This is a genomic window from Acidovorax radicis N35 (assembly GCF_000204195.1).
In the GTDB taxonomy this organism is placed as follows: domain Bacteria; phylum Pseudomonadota; class Gammaproteobacteria; order Burkholderiales; family Burkholderiaceae_C; genus Acidovorax; species Acidovorax radicis.
On sequence record NZ_AFBG01000004.1, the window covers coordinates 13,669 to 28,263 of the forward strand.

Here is a 14,595-nt window from a genome sequence, read left to right on the forward strand (position 1 = left end):
ATGTCTCCTGGGTTGAATGCATGGACCCGCCGCTAGGCGGGCGTGGTGTCTTTGGTGCCCGCGCCGCGCCGGCCCGAGGCCGTAGCGCGCAGCGGTGGCGAGGGGTTCTGGGGGTGGAACACCAGTGCCCGCACCTCCTGCAAGGCCTGCAGGCACGCGTCTTTGGTACGACGCAGCCGCTCCGTTGGGCCGGCAATCGACAGCGCGAGGGGTTCGTCGCCCAGATAACCGGCCACGGCAATGGCGGCCAAGCCGTCAAAGCCTTCGTTCTCCACCCACATCCAGCCTTGCTCGCGCGCTTGCGCAATCTGCGCCTCCAGAACCGCGAGGTCGGTGATGGAGCCGGGGGCGATCTGCTTGAGCGGCTTTAGCCGCAGCTGGCGCGCAGCCTCTTCGGGCGTGCCCAGAGCCAGCTCGGCCTTGCCCAAGGCGGATACGTGCAGGGCGATCTTGTTGCCCACGTTCTCCACATAGCGCAGCGGGTGTGTGCCCTCGGCAAACGCCAGGACCTTGACCACACCGGCCTCCACGCGGCCGCACATGCCGGTCTCTCCGGTCTTATCGCGCAGCAGTTCGCAGGCCTCGGACGCCACCGCGTAGAGCGAATCCCCCGCAGCAATGCCTTTGGCAACTGTGAGCAGGCGGGCCGTGGGATAGAAGCGCCGGGTCCGCGCTGTCCGCATCAGGTAGCCAAGCTCATGCAGCGTGTGCAAGAGATCGGAGCAGCTGCTTTCAGGCAGATCCATCAGGCGCGCAAGGTCTGAATTGGAGAGTTCGCGGCGCTCCCGGGCAAAGACCTCCAGAAGGGCCATGGTGCGAGACGCAGCGGGGACGATGGTGGGCATAAGTTCTCCGGTATTTCGTAGATATCAACGAATCATAGCTTTGACAACAGGGCTATTCATTGGGGAAGGTTCGCTGAAATCTTGTTTTTTTGCTGTCGATGCGACGATTAAAACTTCTTGCATATCTACGAAATATTGAAGTATTCTACGACCAGCCGCAATAAAGTGGCAACAAAAAATGGAGACAAGCATGCGTAGAACCTTCCGAAAACTGGTTGTTTTTGTCATTGCCTCATTGGCCTTCGGTGTGCTGCACGCAGCGGGGGATGTGTGGCCCAGCAAGCCCATCACGTTTGTGGTGCCGTTCCCACCCGGCGGCATCACGGACAGCACGTCGCGACTCTTGGCGAAGCTGCTCAGCGCACAGCTGGGACAGTCGGTGGTGGTGGACAACCGCCCGGGGGCAGGCGGCTCCATTGGTGTCGAGTCGGCCTCGCGCCAACCGCCCGATGGCTACACCATCATTTACGGCACGCAGGGAACGCATGGCGCCAATCTGGCGCTGTACAAGAACGTGCGCTATGACCCCGTGACGGACTTTGTGCCTGTGCACGCCATGTCGGAAACGCCGCTCATGCTGGTGATCAACCCTTCGCGCCCGTTCAAGACGGTGCCCGAGCTGATTGCTTATGCCAAGGCCAACCCGGGCAAACTCAACTACGGCTCAGCCGGACCGGGCACGGGGACCCACCTGACGGCCGAGCTGTTCCAGACCGCCGCAGGCATCAAGATGACCCATGTGCCGTACCGCGGCAGCGCGCCGGCCTTGAGCGACCTGATGGCGGGCAACGTCGACCTGATGTTCGACTACCCGGCGGTGGTGCTGCCCCAAGTGCAGGCGAACAAGCTCAAGGCGCTGGCAGTCACCTCCAAGACGCGCTTGGTCAGTTCGCCCGACGTACCCACCGTGGGTGAGCTGGGCGTTCCCGAAGCCGAATCCACCGCTTGGGGCGCGGTGTTCGTTCCGGCCAAGACGCCACCCGACATCGTGAAGCGCTTGGGCGACGAGATCGCCAAAGCCATCGTTCACCCTGAAATGCTGCAGGCCACCGAGAAGTTCGGCAGCGTTCCGCTCGTCGGCCTGCGCGACGCAAAGATGGGCGCCTTCGTGAAGTCGGAGATGACACGGTGGCGAGCAGTGGTGCAGCAGTCAGGCGCCAAGCTTGACTGACGGGCTGCGGGTAAGCAATGCCCGCCCAGCAGCGTTCTTTTTCCCTCCCTTCTTTCTATGACCGATTCAAAGACTTCCTTGAAGCCGTTGCAGCCCACTCTGTATGAGCTGGCTGACGACGGCCACTCGCTCAACTTCTTCTTTGCGCAATGCAGCGCCTGTGGAGGGCTGAGCTTTCCTGCCAACGCACCGGGCTGCATGCATTGCGGAGAACCGCTGAGCAAAGCCCCGCGCATTACCCGCCCGGGGGGGGGGGAACTGCTGGAGTTCGTGACCCTGCACGTACCGCTGCTGCCCGGCATGGCAGCGCCCAGTATTGCCGGAGACATCCGCATCGCCCCCGGCATCGTCGAAGAAGGCGTGATGGCTGTTGCAGATGAATCGGCACTGAAGCACGGCATGGCGGTTCGCGCCGTTGCCGAAGTGAAGCCGGAAGAAGGCGTTTACGCCTGCCGCTTTGTGCCAGCGAATGAAGGAGCCGCGCGATGAGCCATACCCAGCAATCCAATTCGGGCAACTGGCTGGAAGCCAACGGCGGCGTGTTCATCGCCGGTATTGGCCTGCATCCTTATCAATTCCCCACCGAAACGCCCTATACCGAGCTGGGCCTCACGGCCGTGCGCGCTGCGCTGGCAGACTCGGGACTGGCATGGGACCGCGTGCAAAGTGCGTATGTGGGCACCACGTCCATCGGAATGGCGGCGGGCCGCGTCATGCTGCGCCACCTGGGGTCCACGGGCCTGGCGGTGACGCAGGTGGAAAACGCATCGGCTTCTGGCTCCTTTGCATTCCGCCAGGCGTGCATGGAAGTGGCCACCGGCATGAGCGAAGTGGTGCTGGCGGTCGGCGTGGACAAACATGGCGACGGGCGCCGCGCTGCCAACAAGGACGGTCTGGAGAGGCTGAGCGAAACCGCCACCATCCCGGCGGCCAAGTTCGCGATGATGGCGCGCACCTATCTGCGCGAGCGCGGTGCCTCCGTCGAGGAAATGGCCAACGTGGCTGTGAAGAACCATGGCAATGCGGCGCGCAACCCGTTTGCGCAGTTCCGCAAACCACGAACGCTGGAACAGGTGCTCGCATCCCCGCGCGTGGTGGGCGACCTCACGGTGCAGCAATGCTGCCCGCGCGGCGAAGGGGCTGCGGCAGTGATGGTGGTGTCGGGCAACGCCATCCGCAAATTGGGACTGGATGCACGCCGCTGCGTGCGCGTCAAGGCGTCGGTCGCAGGCAGCGAACGGCCGGAAACGCAATACGGCGACAGCGCCGTGGAGCTGGTGCGCAGCAGCGCGCAGGCCGCGTTTGACCAAGCGGGCATTGCACCCAAGGAGCTCGACCTTCTGGAACTGCACGACGCCTTCTCTGTGGAAGAGTTGCTCTACAGCGAAGCCATCGGTGTGTGCGACCCCGGCGAAGGCGCCCGCTACCTGGCGCGGGGGGATTCGCAGATCGGCGGCCGCTGCGCCATCAACGCATCGGGCGGCCTCATCGGCATGGGCCACCCGCTCGGCCCCACCGGCATTGGCCAATTGGCGGAGATCACACGCCAGTTGCGAGGTGAAGCCGAAGGCCGGCAGCACCCCAACGCGCGTTGGGGCATGGCTCACATGATCGGTCTGGGTTCTGTGTCCGTCGCCCATGTGCTGTCGGCATCGGCGTAACGGCACTTCAGATATCTCTTAGGAAGCAAGCCAATGACTACCCCCGATATCCAGGATCTGGGCACATTGCTCTATCAGGTGCGCGACCGCGTGGCCGTGATCACCCTCAACCGGCCTGACCGCATGAACACGCTGGGCGGCACCATGAAGCCGGACCTGGCCCGCGCCTTCTTCGAGCTGGCGCGCAACGACGACCAGGTGCGCGCGGTTCTGATCACCGGCAGCGGAGACAAGGCGTTCTGCGCGGGCGCCGACATCAAGGAGCGCGCCACTGATGTGGTGCGCGGCACGGAGTATTTCGTGCGCCAGAAGGCGACCCACGAGCTGTTTCGCAACATTGAAGAGTTCGAAAAACCCGTCATTGCCGCCATCAATGGCGTGGCCCTGGGCGGCGGTCTTGAGATTGCGCTGTGCTGCGACCTGCGCATATCTGCCTCTCACGCGCGCTTTGGCCTGCCGGAAATCAAGCTCGGCGTCATACCGGCCGCCGGTGGCACGCAGCGGCTGCCCCGGCTTGTCGGCGAAGCCCGGGCTAAAGAACTGATTCTGACGGCCGACCTGGTGGACGCGGAGACAGCGCTGCGCTACGGCTTGGTCAGCCGGGTGGTGCCGCAGGCTGAACTGATGACGGCTGCGCTGGAGCTGAGCCAGCGCATCGCGCAGCACCCACCGTTGGCCGTCCGGTTTGCCAAGCGCGCCATCAACCGGGGCATGCAGACCGACCTGGACTCGGGCCTGGAGTACGAGCGCTACGCGGCCGCAATGATCGTGGACAGCGAAGACCGGGTCGAGGGCATGCGCGCCTTCGTCGAGAAACGCGAACCCCAATTCAAAGGACGCTAGTGCCCTATTGCACTGGCGACCACAGTCAGACAACACACACGAAAGGAATTCCATGGAACTCGGATTGAACGGACAGGTCGCTCTCGTCACTGGTGGCGGGCAAGGGGTAGGCCGGCAAATTTGCCTCGAACTCGCAGCCGAGGGCGCGCGCGTGGTGGTGAACGACCTGTTTGCCGAGCGCGCCCAAGCGGTAGCGGATGAGATCAACGCCGCAGGCGGGCAAGCTTATGCCGCACCGGCGGACATTACCCAGCTGGAGGCGGTCGATGCCATGGTGGCCAATGCCGCCGAGCATTTCGGCGCGCCCATCACCGTGCTGGTCAACAACGCGGGCATCATCCCTGAGCGCCGCGAAAAAGGTGGCCGCACACCGGCCTTCGTGGACACCCCCGTGGTGGACTGGGCCAAGATCGTGAACCTCAACGTTTACGGCACCATGCACTGCTGCCGCGCCGTGTTGCCAGGCATGGTCGGGCGCAAGACGGGCCGCATCATCAACATCATCTCGGAGGCTGGGCGCATCGGCGAAGCCAACATGGCGGTGTATTCTGGGGCCAAGGCGGCCATTGCCGGTTTCGCCAAGGCCCTTGCTCGGGAGCACGGCCGCCATGCGGTCACCGTCAACTCCATCGCTCTGGGAGCTGTGTCCCATGAGGGCATCAAGGACGGCCCGCTGAACATCCACGCCACGGTGGAAAACAACGAGCTGCTGGGCAAGATGCTCAATGCGTATCCCATCTCCAAGGGCGTGGGTCGCCTGTCCCGGCCCACCGACGTGTCGGGCATCGTGGCGTTCCTGGCGTCAGACCGCGCGCTGTTCATCACGGGGCAGACTATCGGCGCTTCCGGCGGTTTCGCGATGGTTTGATGCTAGCGGGGCGGTCAGGCGAATAGCCTCTGCGCCGCTCAGGTGCAAACCGTGCTGCGTTCTCATGCAGCACGACCGAACACACAACAAGGAGACAAGACCATGATGAATCGTCGCCATTTCTCGGCATCCATGGGGGCTCTGGCACTCTCGCCCTCGGTATTTGCACAGAGCGCTTACCCGCAGCGCCCGATCACCCTCGTCGTTCCTTTCTCTGCGGGCAGCGTGGTGGATGTCCAAGCCCGCCTGATCGCACGCGCGCTGAGCGACAACTTGGGCCAGCCCATCGTCATCGACAACCGGGTGGGTGTGAGCGGCTCCATAGGCGCCGAGTTCGTGGCCCGCGCGGCGCCCGACGGATACACCATCCTGCTCGGCACCCAGGGCACGCAGGGGACCAATACCGTTCTCTTTAAGAACATTCGCTACGACCCAGTCAAGGACTTCGTGGCGATCCATGGGCTGACAGGTAACGCAAACGTCATGGTCTGCAATCCCAACACGAAGTTCAAAACCGTCGCCGACGTGATCGAGTTCGGCAAGCAACAGCCTGGCAAGCTCAACTTTGGATCGGGTGGCAATGGCACGTCCGCCCACCTGTGTCTGGAGTTACTGCAAACCCAAACCGGTGCGCGGTTCAATCACATTCCCTACAAGGCCACCACAGCAGCCCTGGTTGATCTGATTGCGGGGAACGTGGATGTGCTGTTCGACTATGTCCAGACATCGAGAGCCCATATCCGGGACGGAAAAATCAACGCGCTGGCGGTGACCAGCACCGGCCGCCTTGCCACGCTACCCTATGTGCCCACCATGGCCGAGGCCGGAATCCCCAGCGTGGTGGCAATGAACTGGGGCGGCATCTTTGCACCGGCCAATACGCCGGCACCCATCGTCAAGCGCTTGTCAGATGGGGTGGGCCAGGCACTGAACTCACCGGAGGTCACGGCGGCGCTGGATGCGGTCTCGAGCGTCAAGATCGGTATGCCGCACGAGCAGTTTGCACCGTTCGTGGCTACCGAGGCTGCCAAGTGGGCCGAGGTGATTCGCAAGTCTGGAGCGAGCATCTGATGTCTGCGCCCAAAGTGGCCGTGGTCACCGGTGCGAGCAGCGGCATCGGCCGCGCACTGGCGCTGGCATGTGCCCGCGAAGGCATGGCGGTGGTGGCGGCCGACATCGAGGCCGAAGCCCTGGCACAAACGCAGGCGCTGGTGGAGGCGGCAGGCGCTGCGTGCATGATGCAGCGCTGCGACGTGTCCAACGCCGCAGACGTGGAGCTACTGGCTGAAGCCAGCTGGGGCCGTTGGGGCGGTGTGGATTGGCTCTTCAACAACGCCGGTGTGGCAGTGCTCGGGACCGCCTGGGATGCCACGGACGACGACTGGAGGTGGGTGCTGGGTGTGAACCTGATGGGGGTGGTGCATGGCGTGCGCAGCTTTTTGCCGCGCATGCAGGCCCGGGGCATGCCGGCCCACATCGTCAACACCTCATCGGCTGCAGGCCTCGCCACCATCGCAGGTTCCGCCGTGTACTGCGCCAGCAAGCACGCAGTGATCGCTTTCTCGGAATGCCTGGCCAAGGATCTGGAGCAGGCGGGTTCGCCCATCGGAGTGTCCGTCTTGTGCCCCTCCCTGGTGGCCACGCACATTGACCAGTCACAACGCAACCGACCAGCCGCATTGCCAGAGGTGGGCCCCACGGCTGCCGCCTATGGAGAGCGCGTGCGTGCCGGCATGGCCGCTTCAGCCATCACTGCCGAGGATGTTGCACGCGTTGCGGTCGACGCGATTCATGCGCGCCGCTTCTATGTCATTCCCCATGCCCACACGGGTGCGTCCGTGCGGGACCGCACCCAAAAAATCATGGGTGATTTCCACCATATTCACCAGGAGAGCCTTCAGTGACCGGAGCCCCCCCATCCACCGACCTTGCCGCCTTGCACGACCATGTGAGGGCGCTGTCAGAACGCGTTGAACGCATGGAGAGCATCGAAGCCATCCGCGCACTGCGAGCCCGCTACCACGAACTCGTGAACGAGGACGCGGGCAACCGCCTCTATGAACTGTTTGCGCCCGACGCCTACGTGGCCTATGGCGGCCGCCCCGAAGTGCGGGGCCGCGACAACATCCGCGCGTTCTTCGCATCGTTTCCCGTGCAAACGGCCCGGCAGTTCATCCACAGCCATGTGGTGCAGGTGCAGGGCGATCAAGGCACGGGGTGTAGCTACCTGGACGGCCGACCTGTGAAGGACGGCAAGAGCTTTTATGTGGTGGGGCGCTTTGACGACGAGTACATCCGTTTGGAAGGCCAGTGGTTCTTTCAGCGTGTGACTTTGAGCGTGCACTACATGATCGAGGCCTCTGAGCGCTGGGACCACCTCATTCCGCTGCAAGGGGTTCGTTGATGCACAGCACCGCCACCATGGCCTCGTTGCCATCCTTGTTTGATCTGACCGGCCAGCGAGCGCTGGTGACGGGCGCCGCCAGCGGTCTCGGGCTGGCCATCACAGAAACCCTGCTTGAGGCGGGTGCGGAAGTCGTGCTGTCCGACAGCAATGCGCAAGCGCTGGACGCCGAAGTGCAGCGCCTGCGCAAGACGCATACAAAGGTGCAGCAGCGGGTGATCGACGTCAGCGATGGCACCGATGTGGACCGCAATATCGACGCCATTGCATCCGAAGGGGCCATCGATTGCGTGTTTGCGAACGCGGGCATGAGTGCCGGACGCGGCTTCCTGGCCGAACAAGGGCGCCTGGAAAATGTGGACCCGGCAGTGTGGGACAAGGTACTCCAGGTGAACCTGACGGGCGTGCTGTCCACGCTGCGCGCCGCCAGCCGTCACATGAAGCCCCGGCTGCAGGGGCGGATCATCGTGACCTCGTCCATCGCCGGGCTGAGGTCGGAGGCACATTCCGGCTACGCCTACGTGGCCTCCAAGGCCGCGGTGAACAACGTGGTGCGCCAGGCGGCCATCGAGCTTGCGCCGTTCAACATCTTGGTCAACGCCATCGCCCCTGGCCCCTTTGCCACCGGCATCAATGGAGGCCGCCTGCGTTTGCCGGAGAGCGCCGAGCGCATGCGCACCTATATCCCCCTGGGCCGCATCGCCCAGCCGCACGAGATCCAGGGGTTGGCGCTGCTGCTGGCTTCGCCGGCGTCGAGCTACATGACCGGAGCCATCATCCCCATCGACGGCGGTGCGAGCGCGCGTTAGCGCCTCAGACCATCCGTTCATTCCTATCCAACCACGAACACAGTGAAAGTAGCACCATGATCATCGTCACAGGCCATGTGATTGCACGCCCAGACACACAAGAGGCCGTTGAGCAACTGGCCGTGGAGCATGTCCTGCGCTCCCGGGCAGAGCCAGGGTGCATATCCCACGAAGTGAGCCGCGATGTGCAGCAGCCGCTACGCTTCGTGTTTGTGGAGCGCTGGGAAAGCATGGCCGCACTGCAAGCACATTTCCGAGTGGAAGCCTCGCGCACGTTCGCGCAGTCAATGGCAAGCTTGTGTCAGGAGCCACCGCAGATCGATATCTATGAGGCGGCAGCTGTTGGAGCACGCTGAAGGCGCTAGTTCAGGCCTGGCAATCTAACCCATGAGATGAATGACAGGACCGATTTTTCGCCGAATGACATTTGTGACCTCAAAACAGGCCACACATCCATTTTTGTTGAGCGGTGACCGATTCCAGTGCGCTCGGTATGAAACACGGTGACTGCCGTCGCTGCAAATCTACCGTTTAGGGCGCATTGGCCAAAGCGAAAAGCCTAGAACAGCACCTTCTGCGCACTCGTCAACGCCGCAAAGCTGTCGCCCAACGGCTGAAGAATCGCATCGGCAATGGGCTGCAGTTGCTTGACGAGGTAGTGCTCATAGTCAATGCGCGAATACCGGGCCTCCAGAGGCTCGGGGCCGCTCTGCGTCATCACGTACTCGATCCAGCCTCCACGCTGGTACTGCTGCGGACGGTTCAGCTTCGCGTTGTGCGCGTCAGCAATGCGCGCCGCGCGCACCTGGGGAGGCACGTTGACCTCATAGGCATCGAGTCGGTGGCGCAGGCGCTTTCGGTAGACGAGTAGCGCATCCATCTGGCCTTCCAGCATCGACCGCGCGTAGTCAGCCACGAACGCCCGGTAGGGCTCGCCGTGGAAGATGCGTGATAACAAGCCTTCCTGGAACTGGCGCGCCAACGGGGTCCAGTCGCTGCGGGCCATCTCCAACCCGCGATAAACCATCTCCTCCCGACCTTCTTCATCGACGCTCAGGCCGGCGTAGCGCTTCTTGCTGCCAACATCCGATCCCCGGATGGTGGGCATGAAGAACTTGGCGTAGTGGGTGTCGAACTCGATTTCGAGGAAGTTCTCCAGCTGCTGCTCTTCCCGCAGCTTGCGAGCCCACCAGGCATTGATCTCCTGCACCAAGCCGGCCGCAATGGCGTGCGCCTCCGCGTTGGGATAGATGCGCTTAAGCCAGATGAAGATGGAGTCGGTATCTCCGTAGATGACCTGGTATCCACGCTCCTCAACGAACGTCCGGGTGAGCTTCATCACCTCGTGGCCGCGCAGGGTCACGGCGGACACCAGCTTCGGATTGAAGAAGCGGCACTCGGACGCGCCCAGCACCCCGGCGAAGGAGTTCATGAGCAGCTTCAGGGCCTGCGACAGCGGCTGATTGCGCGCCCGCTTGGCCTCGTCCCGGGCATTCGATAGCGTTGTCACGATGTCCGGCAGGCAGTGCTTCTCGCGCGAAAACAGCGTGCCTTGTGGCCCTTGCACCAACCCGGTCTGGACCTTGGTGCTCTCTCCCTCTGCCAAGCCTACTGGATCCACTAGGAAGGTCCGGATGATGGAGGGGTACAGGCTCTTGTAGTCCAGGACCACGACGGAGTCGTAGAAGCCCGGCCTGGAGTCCATCACATAGCCGCCAGGAAAGGCCTTGGCCGCGATGTCACCCACGTTGGGTGCCACGTAACCCAGACGGTGCATGCGCGGCAGGTAGTGGTGGCTGAACGCAGCAATGGAACCACCAAAATGATCCACCTGCAAACCCGTCGTCTGCGCTCGCTCCAGCACGAACGGCAGCAGCTCCAGTTTGTCGAAGATGCGAAGGACGAGCGCGCAGTCGCGGATGTTGTAGCTGGCCAGCGCTGGCTTGTCTTCCTGGTAGCGCCGCTCGATCTCCGCCATCTTGTCGTAGGCATCGCCGATCTCCTTGCCCTCGCCGAGCAGTGCCTGTGAGACCGCTTCGAGGCTGAACGACGGAAAGCTCCACATGCCTGCCCTGAGCGCTTCGATGCCATCAACGACCACACGTCCTGGCATGGGTGCAAACAAGTAGCCCTGCCGGCCGGGGTGCGTACGCCACACGATGGGGCGGCGCTCGCGTCCGAGCAGCAGTTGAACGGAGTTCGCGTCGGCGGTCTTTTGCAGCACCCGCAGGTCGAACTGGATCACGCTCCAGCCGACGATGACATCCGGGTCATGGTCCGCAAACCAGGCATTGAGCTGCTCGATCATCGCCCTGCGAGTTGAGCAGTACACAAGCCTGAAGTCCATCGGCGATGCGGCGGCTGGTGCCGACGCTGGCGCCACCCCCAGCATGAAGACCACTCGGTCGCCCGCACCATCCAGTGCGATGGAGTACAGCTCCTCTGTCGCGCTCGTCTCGATGTCCAGCGACACCACCTTCAACACCGGGCGCCAACCAGACGCAGGCTTCAACCTGCCATCGAGGATGGTCGAACCCTCGCGTTGACCTCCCTCGACCAGAACACCGGCCGTGATGAACCGCTCCATCAGGTAGCGATCGTGCGGGCGAACATCCGCTTCGTACAGCGGTATTCCCAGAGGCTGGAGCGCGCGCGCCAGCTTGCCGAGATCGCGGAACCTGCGAGCATAGACACCGAGGACGGGCTGCTGATCGAATGTCTTCAGATCGAGCTCCTTCACCTCCAGGCCCTGCAGGTTTGCCAGTGAAGCTTGTGCCGCAGCCCGGTGGCGGGCCGGTAGGAAGGCGACCGAGGTCTGCTGGGTCAGGAGCACCTTCTTGGGCCCCTCGTCGGTGGCCAGCCAGTATTCAAGCTCGGTGCCGTCTGGGAGGTCGCGCCAGTTGCGAGTGAGGAGGAAGCCCCTGAGTTCGGTGGGTGCGAGGGCTAAAGACATCAGGTGGAGCGGAAGACGGTGGCACGCAAATTCTGATGCCTCGGGCGAACAGGTTGAGAGCTACGAAGCACGCTTGCGTATGATACTGATGTTTTGTACAGTATTATAAAAACCGACACCGAGAAGGCCATGCACAAACCAACCCGTTATGTGTTCCGTCCTGCCCGACCAGCTCCCGCCTTACTGCGGCGCATTTGGGCGTGGTTCTGAGGCGGTACCACTGCTCTAAACGTGGCGGCTTCTGCTGCTCAGCACGATTCTCTGCCCTATCCAACATCTTGGTGTCAAGCAGGCCTGCTTCAGGCTGATCTGAGTCACTCGGCGTGACGTGCCCGAATGGCTTTTCTGTTTGTTAGCAGTCATTCAACCTAAGCGTCGTTCAACACGATACTCAGCTTTTGCTTGATCTGTCCTGGAAGCTCGTTAGCTGAGATCGTGACGCGCAGATATCGGCCGCTCTCTTAGAGCAGGGTGTAGGTTTGATAAGCGCCGTAGCAGTAGGGCTGACGCCTCAGTACATTCAACTGATTCGCAGCTTGAAGAAGCCTGTGATCTTCTGGGAAGGCGGAACTCAGGTAAGCGGTAAATTCATCATCCGACATTCCGATCAAACTGGCAAGCGCGTGGCCAGCTGCAGCCGCCGGTCGCATGTCGCGCAACGCCGGCGCGAACAGTGCCGTGAACACGAGATTGAAGCGATCCATGATCGCCCAGGACGAGGCAACCACCTCTGCCTTGCCGTTCAAGAGGAATAGGGACGGGAATCCCATCAAGTCATGTGACTTGAATTTGCCTTGGAAGTTGTGATTGACAGAGCCGCCGCTATGGCATGTTCCCAAGACGGCAACCCGGTGCGGCCATCGGTAAGCGACCTCCTGAAGCCGCGAAACACTCATGACGGTGTGTTGGTGCGGCCCCCCCATATCGGCAAAGGCCGGATCTGTGAACATCCCGATGGACATACCGTGATGCGCTAACACCAGCGTGTCGGTTTTCTCCATCTGCGATGAAAACTCCTCCCAGTTGGGCTTGTTCAGGATCGTTGCGCAGGTGCCAGAACCTTTAAAGAACGCCTTGAGGTCGGTCTGATCATAGGTAAGACCAGATTCCTCCTCCAGGATGCCAAGTGCCACCTTCGGCGGCACGTACGTGTCGTCCGCTGGATAAAGCGCCAAGCAGGTGCTGACCGAGAACAGGCCCGCAGCCATCCGCTTACGAGTAGGCTCATGGCAGAGAAGAACGAGATTGATCGGGGTTAGATCCATGCGATCTGGTACGAATAGCAGGCCCCTGCAGTTCTTTTCAGCCACCTCGTCTAGCGCGTCTTTTAGCGAGGTCAGCAGCGCGGCCTGGTAGGCGTTTGCTGCAATTGCCAGAGGTTTGCTTTGATTTGGACTCTGGCGTTGGTTGTACAGAGCGACGGCGAATGCGACGGTCTCACTTTCAGGAAGATCGCAAAGCGTGTAGCGGTCACCCACGATCAGTAAAGCCTTCTTGTCGGCCGTCAGCAAGTTGACCAATACAGCGTAGCCTTCGTCAAGTCGGCCCTGAATCAGTAGTTGGGCCTTCGCGGCAGTCGCCCGCTCGAACGGTCGGTCTATATCATGGAGCTCGCACATTCGGTCGGCGTACTCAGCGACCTTGCGCCATGGGTCGGGCAGCATGTTCTCCGCCATGGGATCATCGTACTTCTCGAGGAAACCCATGAGGTGAGGGGCGCCCTGGTTCGCCACCGTGAATACCAGCTTGTCCAACTCGTCGGCCTCGGAGCCCGTTAGCTTTGATTTCAAGCGCCGAGTCCACGAGAGGAAGTGGAGCCAGTCAGAGAGCCTGTTCGACCGCGTTCCGGCAATCACAGCGAGCACGTCGGATGCGTTTCCAGTGCGAGGAAGGCGGACCAGGATGTTTTCGATCCTTGGAATGAAGCGCTCACGCAGGCCCCGCCGGTAGTGGAGCTTCTCGACCAGATTCACCGTGTCGTCTAGCCGTGAAATGGCTCGTCGGAGGCAGTCGCAAGCCTCCGGAAAATCACCCCAGGTCACCGCATTCTTGGCGGCGATCAGCTCGAGCTCCAGACCAAGTTCAGGATCCATCGTTGGGATCTTTTCCATGAACACGCGCGCCTGCGTCATTCGCTGGTCAGAGGAGGTTCGGTCCCCTAGTTCTCGCAGGCACGCCGAGAGCGTCGACAGCACACCGGCGCGCATTGTCTCCGGCAGATCATCCCGGGCAATCACCTCTTCAAAGGTCTGCCTCGCACTCTCAAATTGGTCATCCCAAAACCTACGCGTTGCCCGATTGAGGATGATAGGCGTTGGAATCGGCTGACCGAGTTGCTCGAAAGCTTCGCTCAGCCCCTCCCAAACTCTGTCGGCGTACGCCAGATCGCCTTCAATCATGGAAGTCGAGTGAAGTGCCATCAGAACTTCGGTCAACTCCTTGGCTAAATGATGCTCACGAGCTAGTCGCTCGGCCTCGACAAGCGTTCGGTAGGCTGTTTGAAAGGCGCGGAAGTCGGTGAACAGACTCGCAGATACGAGCATCGTCTGGATCGCATCGCCGAATGCATCTGCGTGTTGGTGCCGATGCAATCTTGACCAGCTAAACCGCAAAGTGCCAATCCAATATTGACCAGGGTGTTCCACTGACCTGCTGAGAATTTCAGCAGGGGATTCAAGGTGATCACCATGGACATGATTGGCAAGGTCAGGCGCATGAGGCTGCGCGACCAACTCTCCCTCAGCGAGATCGCAAAGCGCACGGGCCTGTCGCGCAACACGGTCAAGAAGTGGCTCAAGGCGCCCGGCGATGTTGCCCCGAAGTACGAGCGGGTGAAGCTCGATGGCAAGCTAACTGCGTTCGAGCCGATCCTGCATCAAGCGCTCACAACCGACAGCCATCGCCCCAAGCATGGACGGCGCAGCGGCCGTGCCTTGTTTGCTCAGATACAGGCCCAAGGCTACCGCGGCGGCTACAGCGCCGTCACCGACTACATCCGGCGCTGGCGGGTGGAGTCAGCAACCAGTCCGGCCAAGGCGTTC

Annotated in this window: 15 protein-coding genes; 11 read left to right on the plus strand and 4 right to left on the minus strand. The window is 62.0% G+C overall.

The features are described 5' to 3' along the window. Window positions 1–32 precede the first annotated feature (32 nt). Together ARADN35_RS0101060 and ARADN35_RS28335 are read right to left on the minus strand one after the other, a co-directional pair. Window positions 33–845: an IclR family transcriptional regulator gene (locus ARADN35_RS0101060; protein ID WP_010458108.1), complete on the minus strand. Its 813-nt coding sequence runs from the start codon at window positions 843–845 to the stop codon at window positions 33–35. A gap of 24 nt (window positions 846–869) precedes the next feature. After that, window positions 870–1,037 (minus strand): hypothetical protein, encoded by a 168-nt coding sequence (locus ARADN35_RS28335; RefSeq protein WP_181147528.1) that lies wholly within the window; start codon window positions 1,035–1,037, stop codon window positions 870–872. On the opposite strand from ARADN35_RS28335, the gene ARADN35_RS0101065 reads away from it, so the two are divergent. The 10 genes from ARADN35_RS0101065 to ARADN35_RS0101110 all read left to right on the plus strand — a co-directional run bounded on the left by ARADN35_RS0101065 (window position 1,036) and on the right by ARADN35_RS0101110 (window position 8,957). Continuing rightward, the gene (locus tag ARADN35_RS0101065) at window positions 1,036–2,016 is read left to right on the plus strand and encodes a Bug family tripartite tricarboxylate transporter substrate binding protein (protein WP_010458109.1); all 981 of its coding nucleotides are present in this window, start codon (window positions 1,036–1,038) and stop codon (window positions 2,014–2,016) included. The genes ARADN35_RS28335 and ARADN35_RS0101065 overlap by 2 nt on opposite strands. Window positions 2,017–2,073: 57 nt before the next feature. Continuing rightward, complete coding sequence (locus ARADN35_RS0101070) at window positions 2,074–2,505, plus strand: Zn-ribbon domain-containing OB-fold protein (protein WP_029412834.1); 432 nt, start codon at window positions 2,074–2,076, stop codon at window positions 2,503–2,505. Then, a complete protein-coding gene (locus ARADN35_RS0101075; protein ID WP_010458111.1) occupies window positions 2,502–3,677 on the plus strand; it encodes a thiolase family protein in 1,176 nt (391 codons plus the stop codon). The genes ARADN35_RS0101070 and ARADN35_RS0101075 overlap by 4 nt, the downstream gene beginning before the upstream one ends. 33 nt (window positions 3,678–3,710) lie before the next feature. After that, a complete protein-coding gene (locus tag ARADN35_RS0101080) occupies window positions 3,711–4,520 on the plus strand; it encodes an enoyl-CoA hydratase/isomerase family protein (protein WP_010458112.1) in 810 nt (269 codons plus the stop codon). A gap of 52 nt (window positions 4,521–4,572) precedes the next feature. Next, window positions 4,573–5,388, plus strand: a complete 816-nt coding sequence (locus ARADN35_RS0101085; RefSeq protein WP_029412840.1) for an SDR family NAD(P)-dependent oxidoreductase — start codon at window positions 4,573–4,575, stop codon at window positions 5,386–5,388. A 102-nt stretch (window positions 5,389–5,490) separates the two neighbouring features. Then, on the plus strand, window positions 5,491–6,459 hold the full coding sequence (locus ARADN35_RS0101090; RefSeq protein ID WP_010458116.1) for a Bug family tripartite tricarboxylate transporter substrate binding protein: 969 nt from the start codon (window positions 5,491–5,493) through the stop codon (window positions 6,457–6,459). After that, entirely contained in the window at window positions 6,459–7,292 is an 834-nt protein-coding gene (locus ARADN35_RS0101095; protein ID WP_010458118.1) for an SDR family NAD(P)-dependent oxidoreductase, read from the plus strand. Before ARADN35_RS0101090 ends, ARADN35_RS0101095 begins: the two co-directional genes overlap by 1 nt. After that, window positions 7,289–7,792: a nuclear transport factor 2 family protein gene (locus tag ARADN35_RS0101100; protein ID WP_010458120.1), complete on the plus strand. Its 504-nt coding sequence runs from the start codon at window positions 7,289–7,291 to the stop codon at window positions 7,790–7,792. Before ARADN35_RS0101095 ends, ARADN35_RS0101100 begins: the two co-directional genes overlap by 4 nt. Further along, window positions 7,792–8,601, plus strand: a complete 810-nt coding sequence (locus ARADN35_RS0101105; RefSeq protein ID WP_010458122.1) for an SDR family NAD(P)-dependent oxidoreductase — start codon at window positions 7,792–7,794, stop codon at window positions 8,599–8,601. The genes ARADN35_RS0101100 and ARADN35_RS0101105 overlap by 1 nt, the downstream gene beginning before the upstream one ends. Before the next feature lie 56 nt (window positions 8,602–8,657). After that, window positions 8,658–8,957 carry a putative quinol monooxygenase gene (locus ARADN35_RS0101110; protein ID WP_010458124.1) on the plus strand — a complete coding sequence of 100 codons (300 nt, stop codon included), beginning with the start codon at window positions 8,658–8,660 and terminating at the stop codon, window positions 8,955–8,957. 203 nt (window positions 8,958–9,160) lie between these two features. Here ARADN35_RS0101110 and ARADN35_RS0101115 read toward each other — a convergent pair whose 3' ends face one another. Together ARADN35_RS0101115 and ARADN35_RS0101120 are read right to left on the minus strand one after the other, a co-directional pair. Continuing rightward, on the minus strand, window positions 9,161–11,554 hold the full coding sequence (locus ARADN35_RS0101115) for a DNA polymerase II (protein WP_010458125.1): 2,394 nt from the start codon (window positions 11,552–11,554) through the stop codon (window positions 9,161–9,163). Window positions 11,555–12,015: 461 nt separating this feature from the next. Then, a complete protein-coding gene (locus tag ARADN35_RS0101120; RefSeq protein WP_139019140.1) occupies window positions 12,016–14,199 on the minus strand; it encodes a CHAT domain-containing protein in 2,184 nt (727 codons plus the stop codon). Window positions 14,200–14,241: 42 nt separating this feature from the next. Here ARADN35_RS0101120 and ARADN35_RS25605 point away from each other — a divergent pair. After that, window positions 14,242–14,595 (plus strand): helix-turn-helix domain-containing protein (locus ARADN35_RS25605; RefSeq protein WP_244265827.1); only part of this gene is annotated, 354 nt, incomplete at its 3' end.

What these genes read in the sequence shown, in the direction of transcription:
- ARADN35_RS0101090 (WP_010458116.1), top strand. Translation starts at nt 5,491, where the DNA reads ATGATGAATCGTCGCCATTTCTCGGCATCCATGGGGGCTCTGGCACTC.
- ARADN35_RS0101070 (WP_029412834.1), top strand. Translation starts at nt 2,074, where the DNA reads ATGACCGATTCAAAGACTTCCTTGAAGCCGTTGCAGCCCACTCTGTAT.
- ARADN35_RS0101080 (WP_010458112.1), top strand. Translation starts at nt 3,711, where the DNA reads ATGACTACCCCCGATATCCAGGATCTGGGCACATTGCTCTATCAGGTG.
- ARADN35_RS0101110 (WP_010458124.1), top strand. Translation starts at nt 8,658, where the DNA reads ATGATCATCGTCACAGGCCATGTGATTGCACGCCCAGACACACAAGAG.
- ARADN35_RS0101075 (WP_010458111.1), top strand. Translation starts at nt 2,502, where the DNA reads ATGAGCCATACCCAGCAATCCAATTCGGGCAACTGGCTGGAAGCCAAC.
- ARADN35_RS0101060 (WP_010458108.1), bottom strand. Translation starts at nt 845, where the DNA reads ATGCCCACCATCGTCCCCGCTGCGTCTCGCACCATGGCCCTTCTGGAG.
- ARADN35_RS28335 (WP_181147528.1), bottom strand. Translation starts at nt 1,037, where the DNA reads ATGCTTGTCTCCATTTTTTGTTGCCACTTTATTGCGGCTGGTCGTAGA.
- ARADN35_RS0101115 (WP_010458125.1), bottom strand. Translation starts at nt 11,554, where the DNA reads ATGTCTTTAGCCCTCGCACCCACCGAACTCAGGGGCTTCCTCCTCACT.
- ARADN35_RS0101105 (WP_010458122.1), top strand. Translation starts at nt 7,792, where the DNA reads ATGCACAGCACCGCCACCATGGCCTCGTTGCCATCCTTGTTTGATCTG.
- ARADN35_RS0101065 (WP_010458109.1), top strand. Translation starts at nt 1,036, where the DNA reads ATGCGTAGAACCTTCCGAAAACTGGTTGTTTTTGTCATTGCCTCATTG.
- ARADN35_RS0101085 (WP_029412840.1), top strand. Translation starts at nt 4,573, where the DNA reads ATGGAACTCGGATTGAACGGACAGGTCGCTCTCGTCACTGGTGGCGGG.
- ARADN35_RS0101095 (WP_010458118.1), top strand. Translation starts at nt 6,459, where the DNA reads ATGTCTGCGCCCAAAGTGGCCGTGGTCACCGGTGCGAGCAGCGGCATC.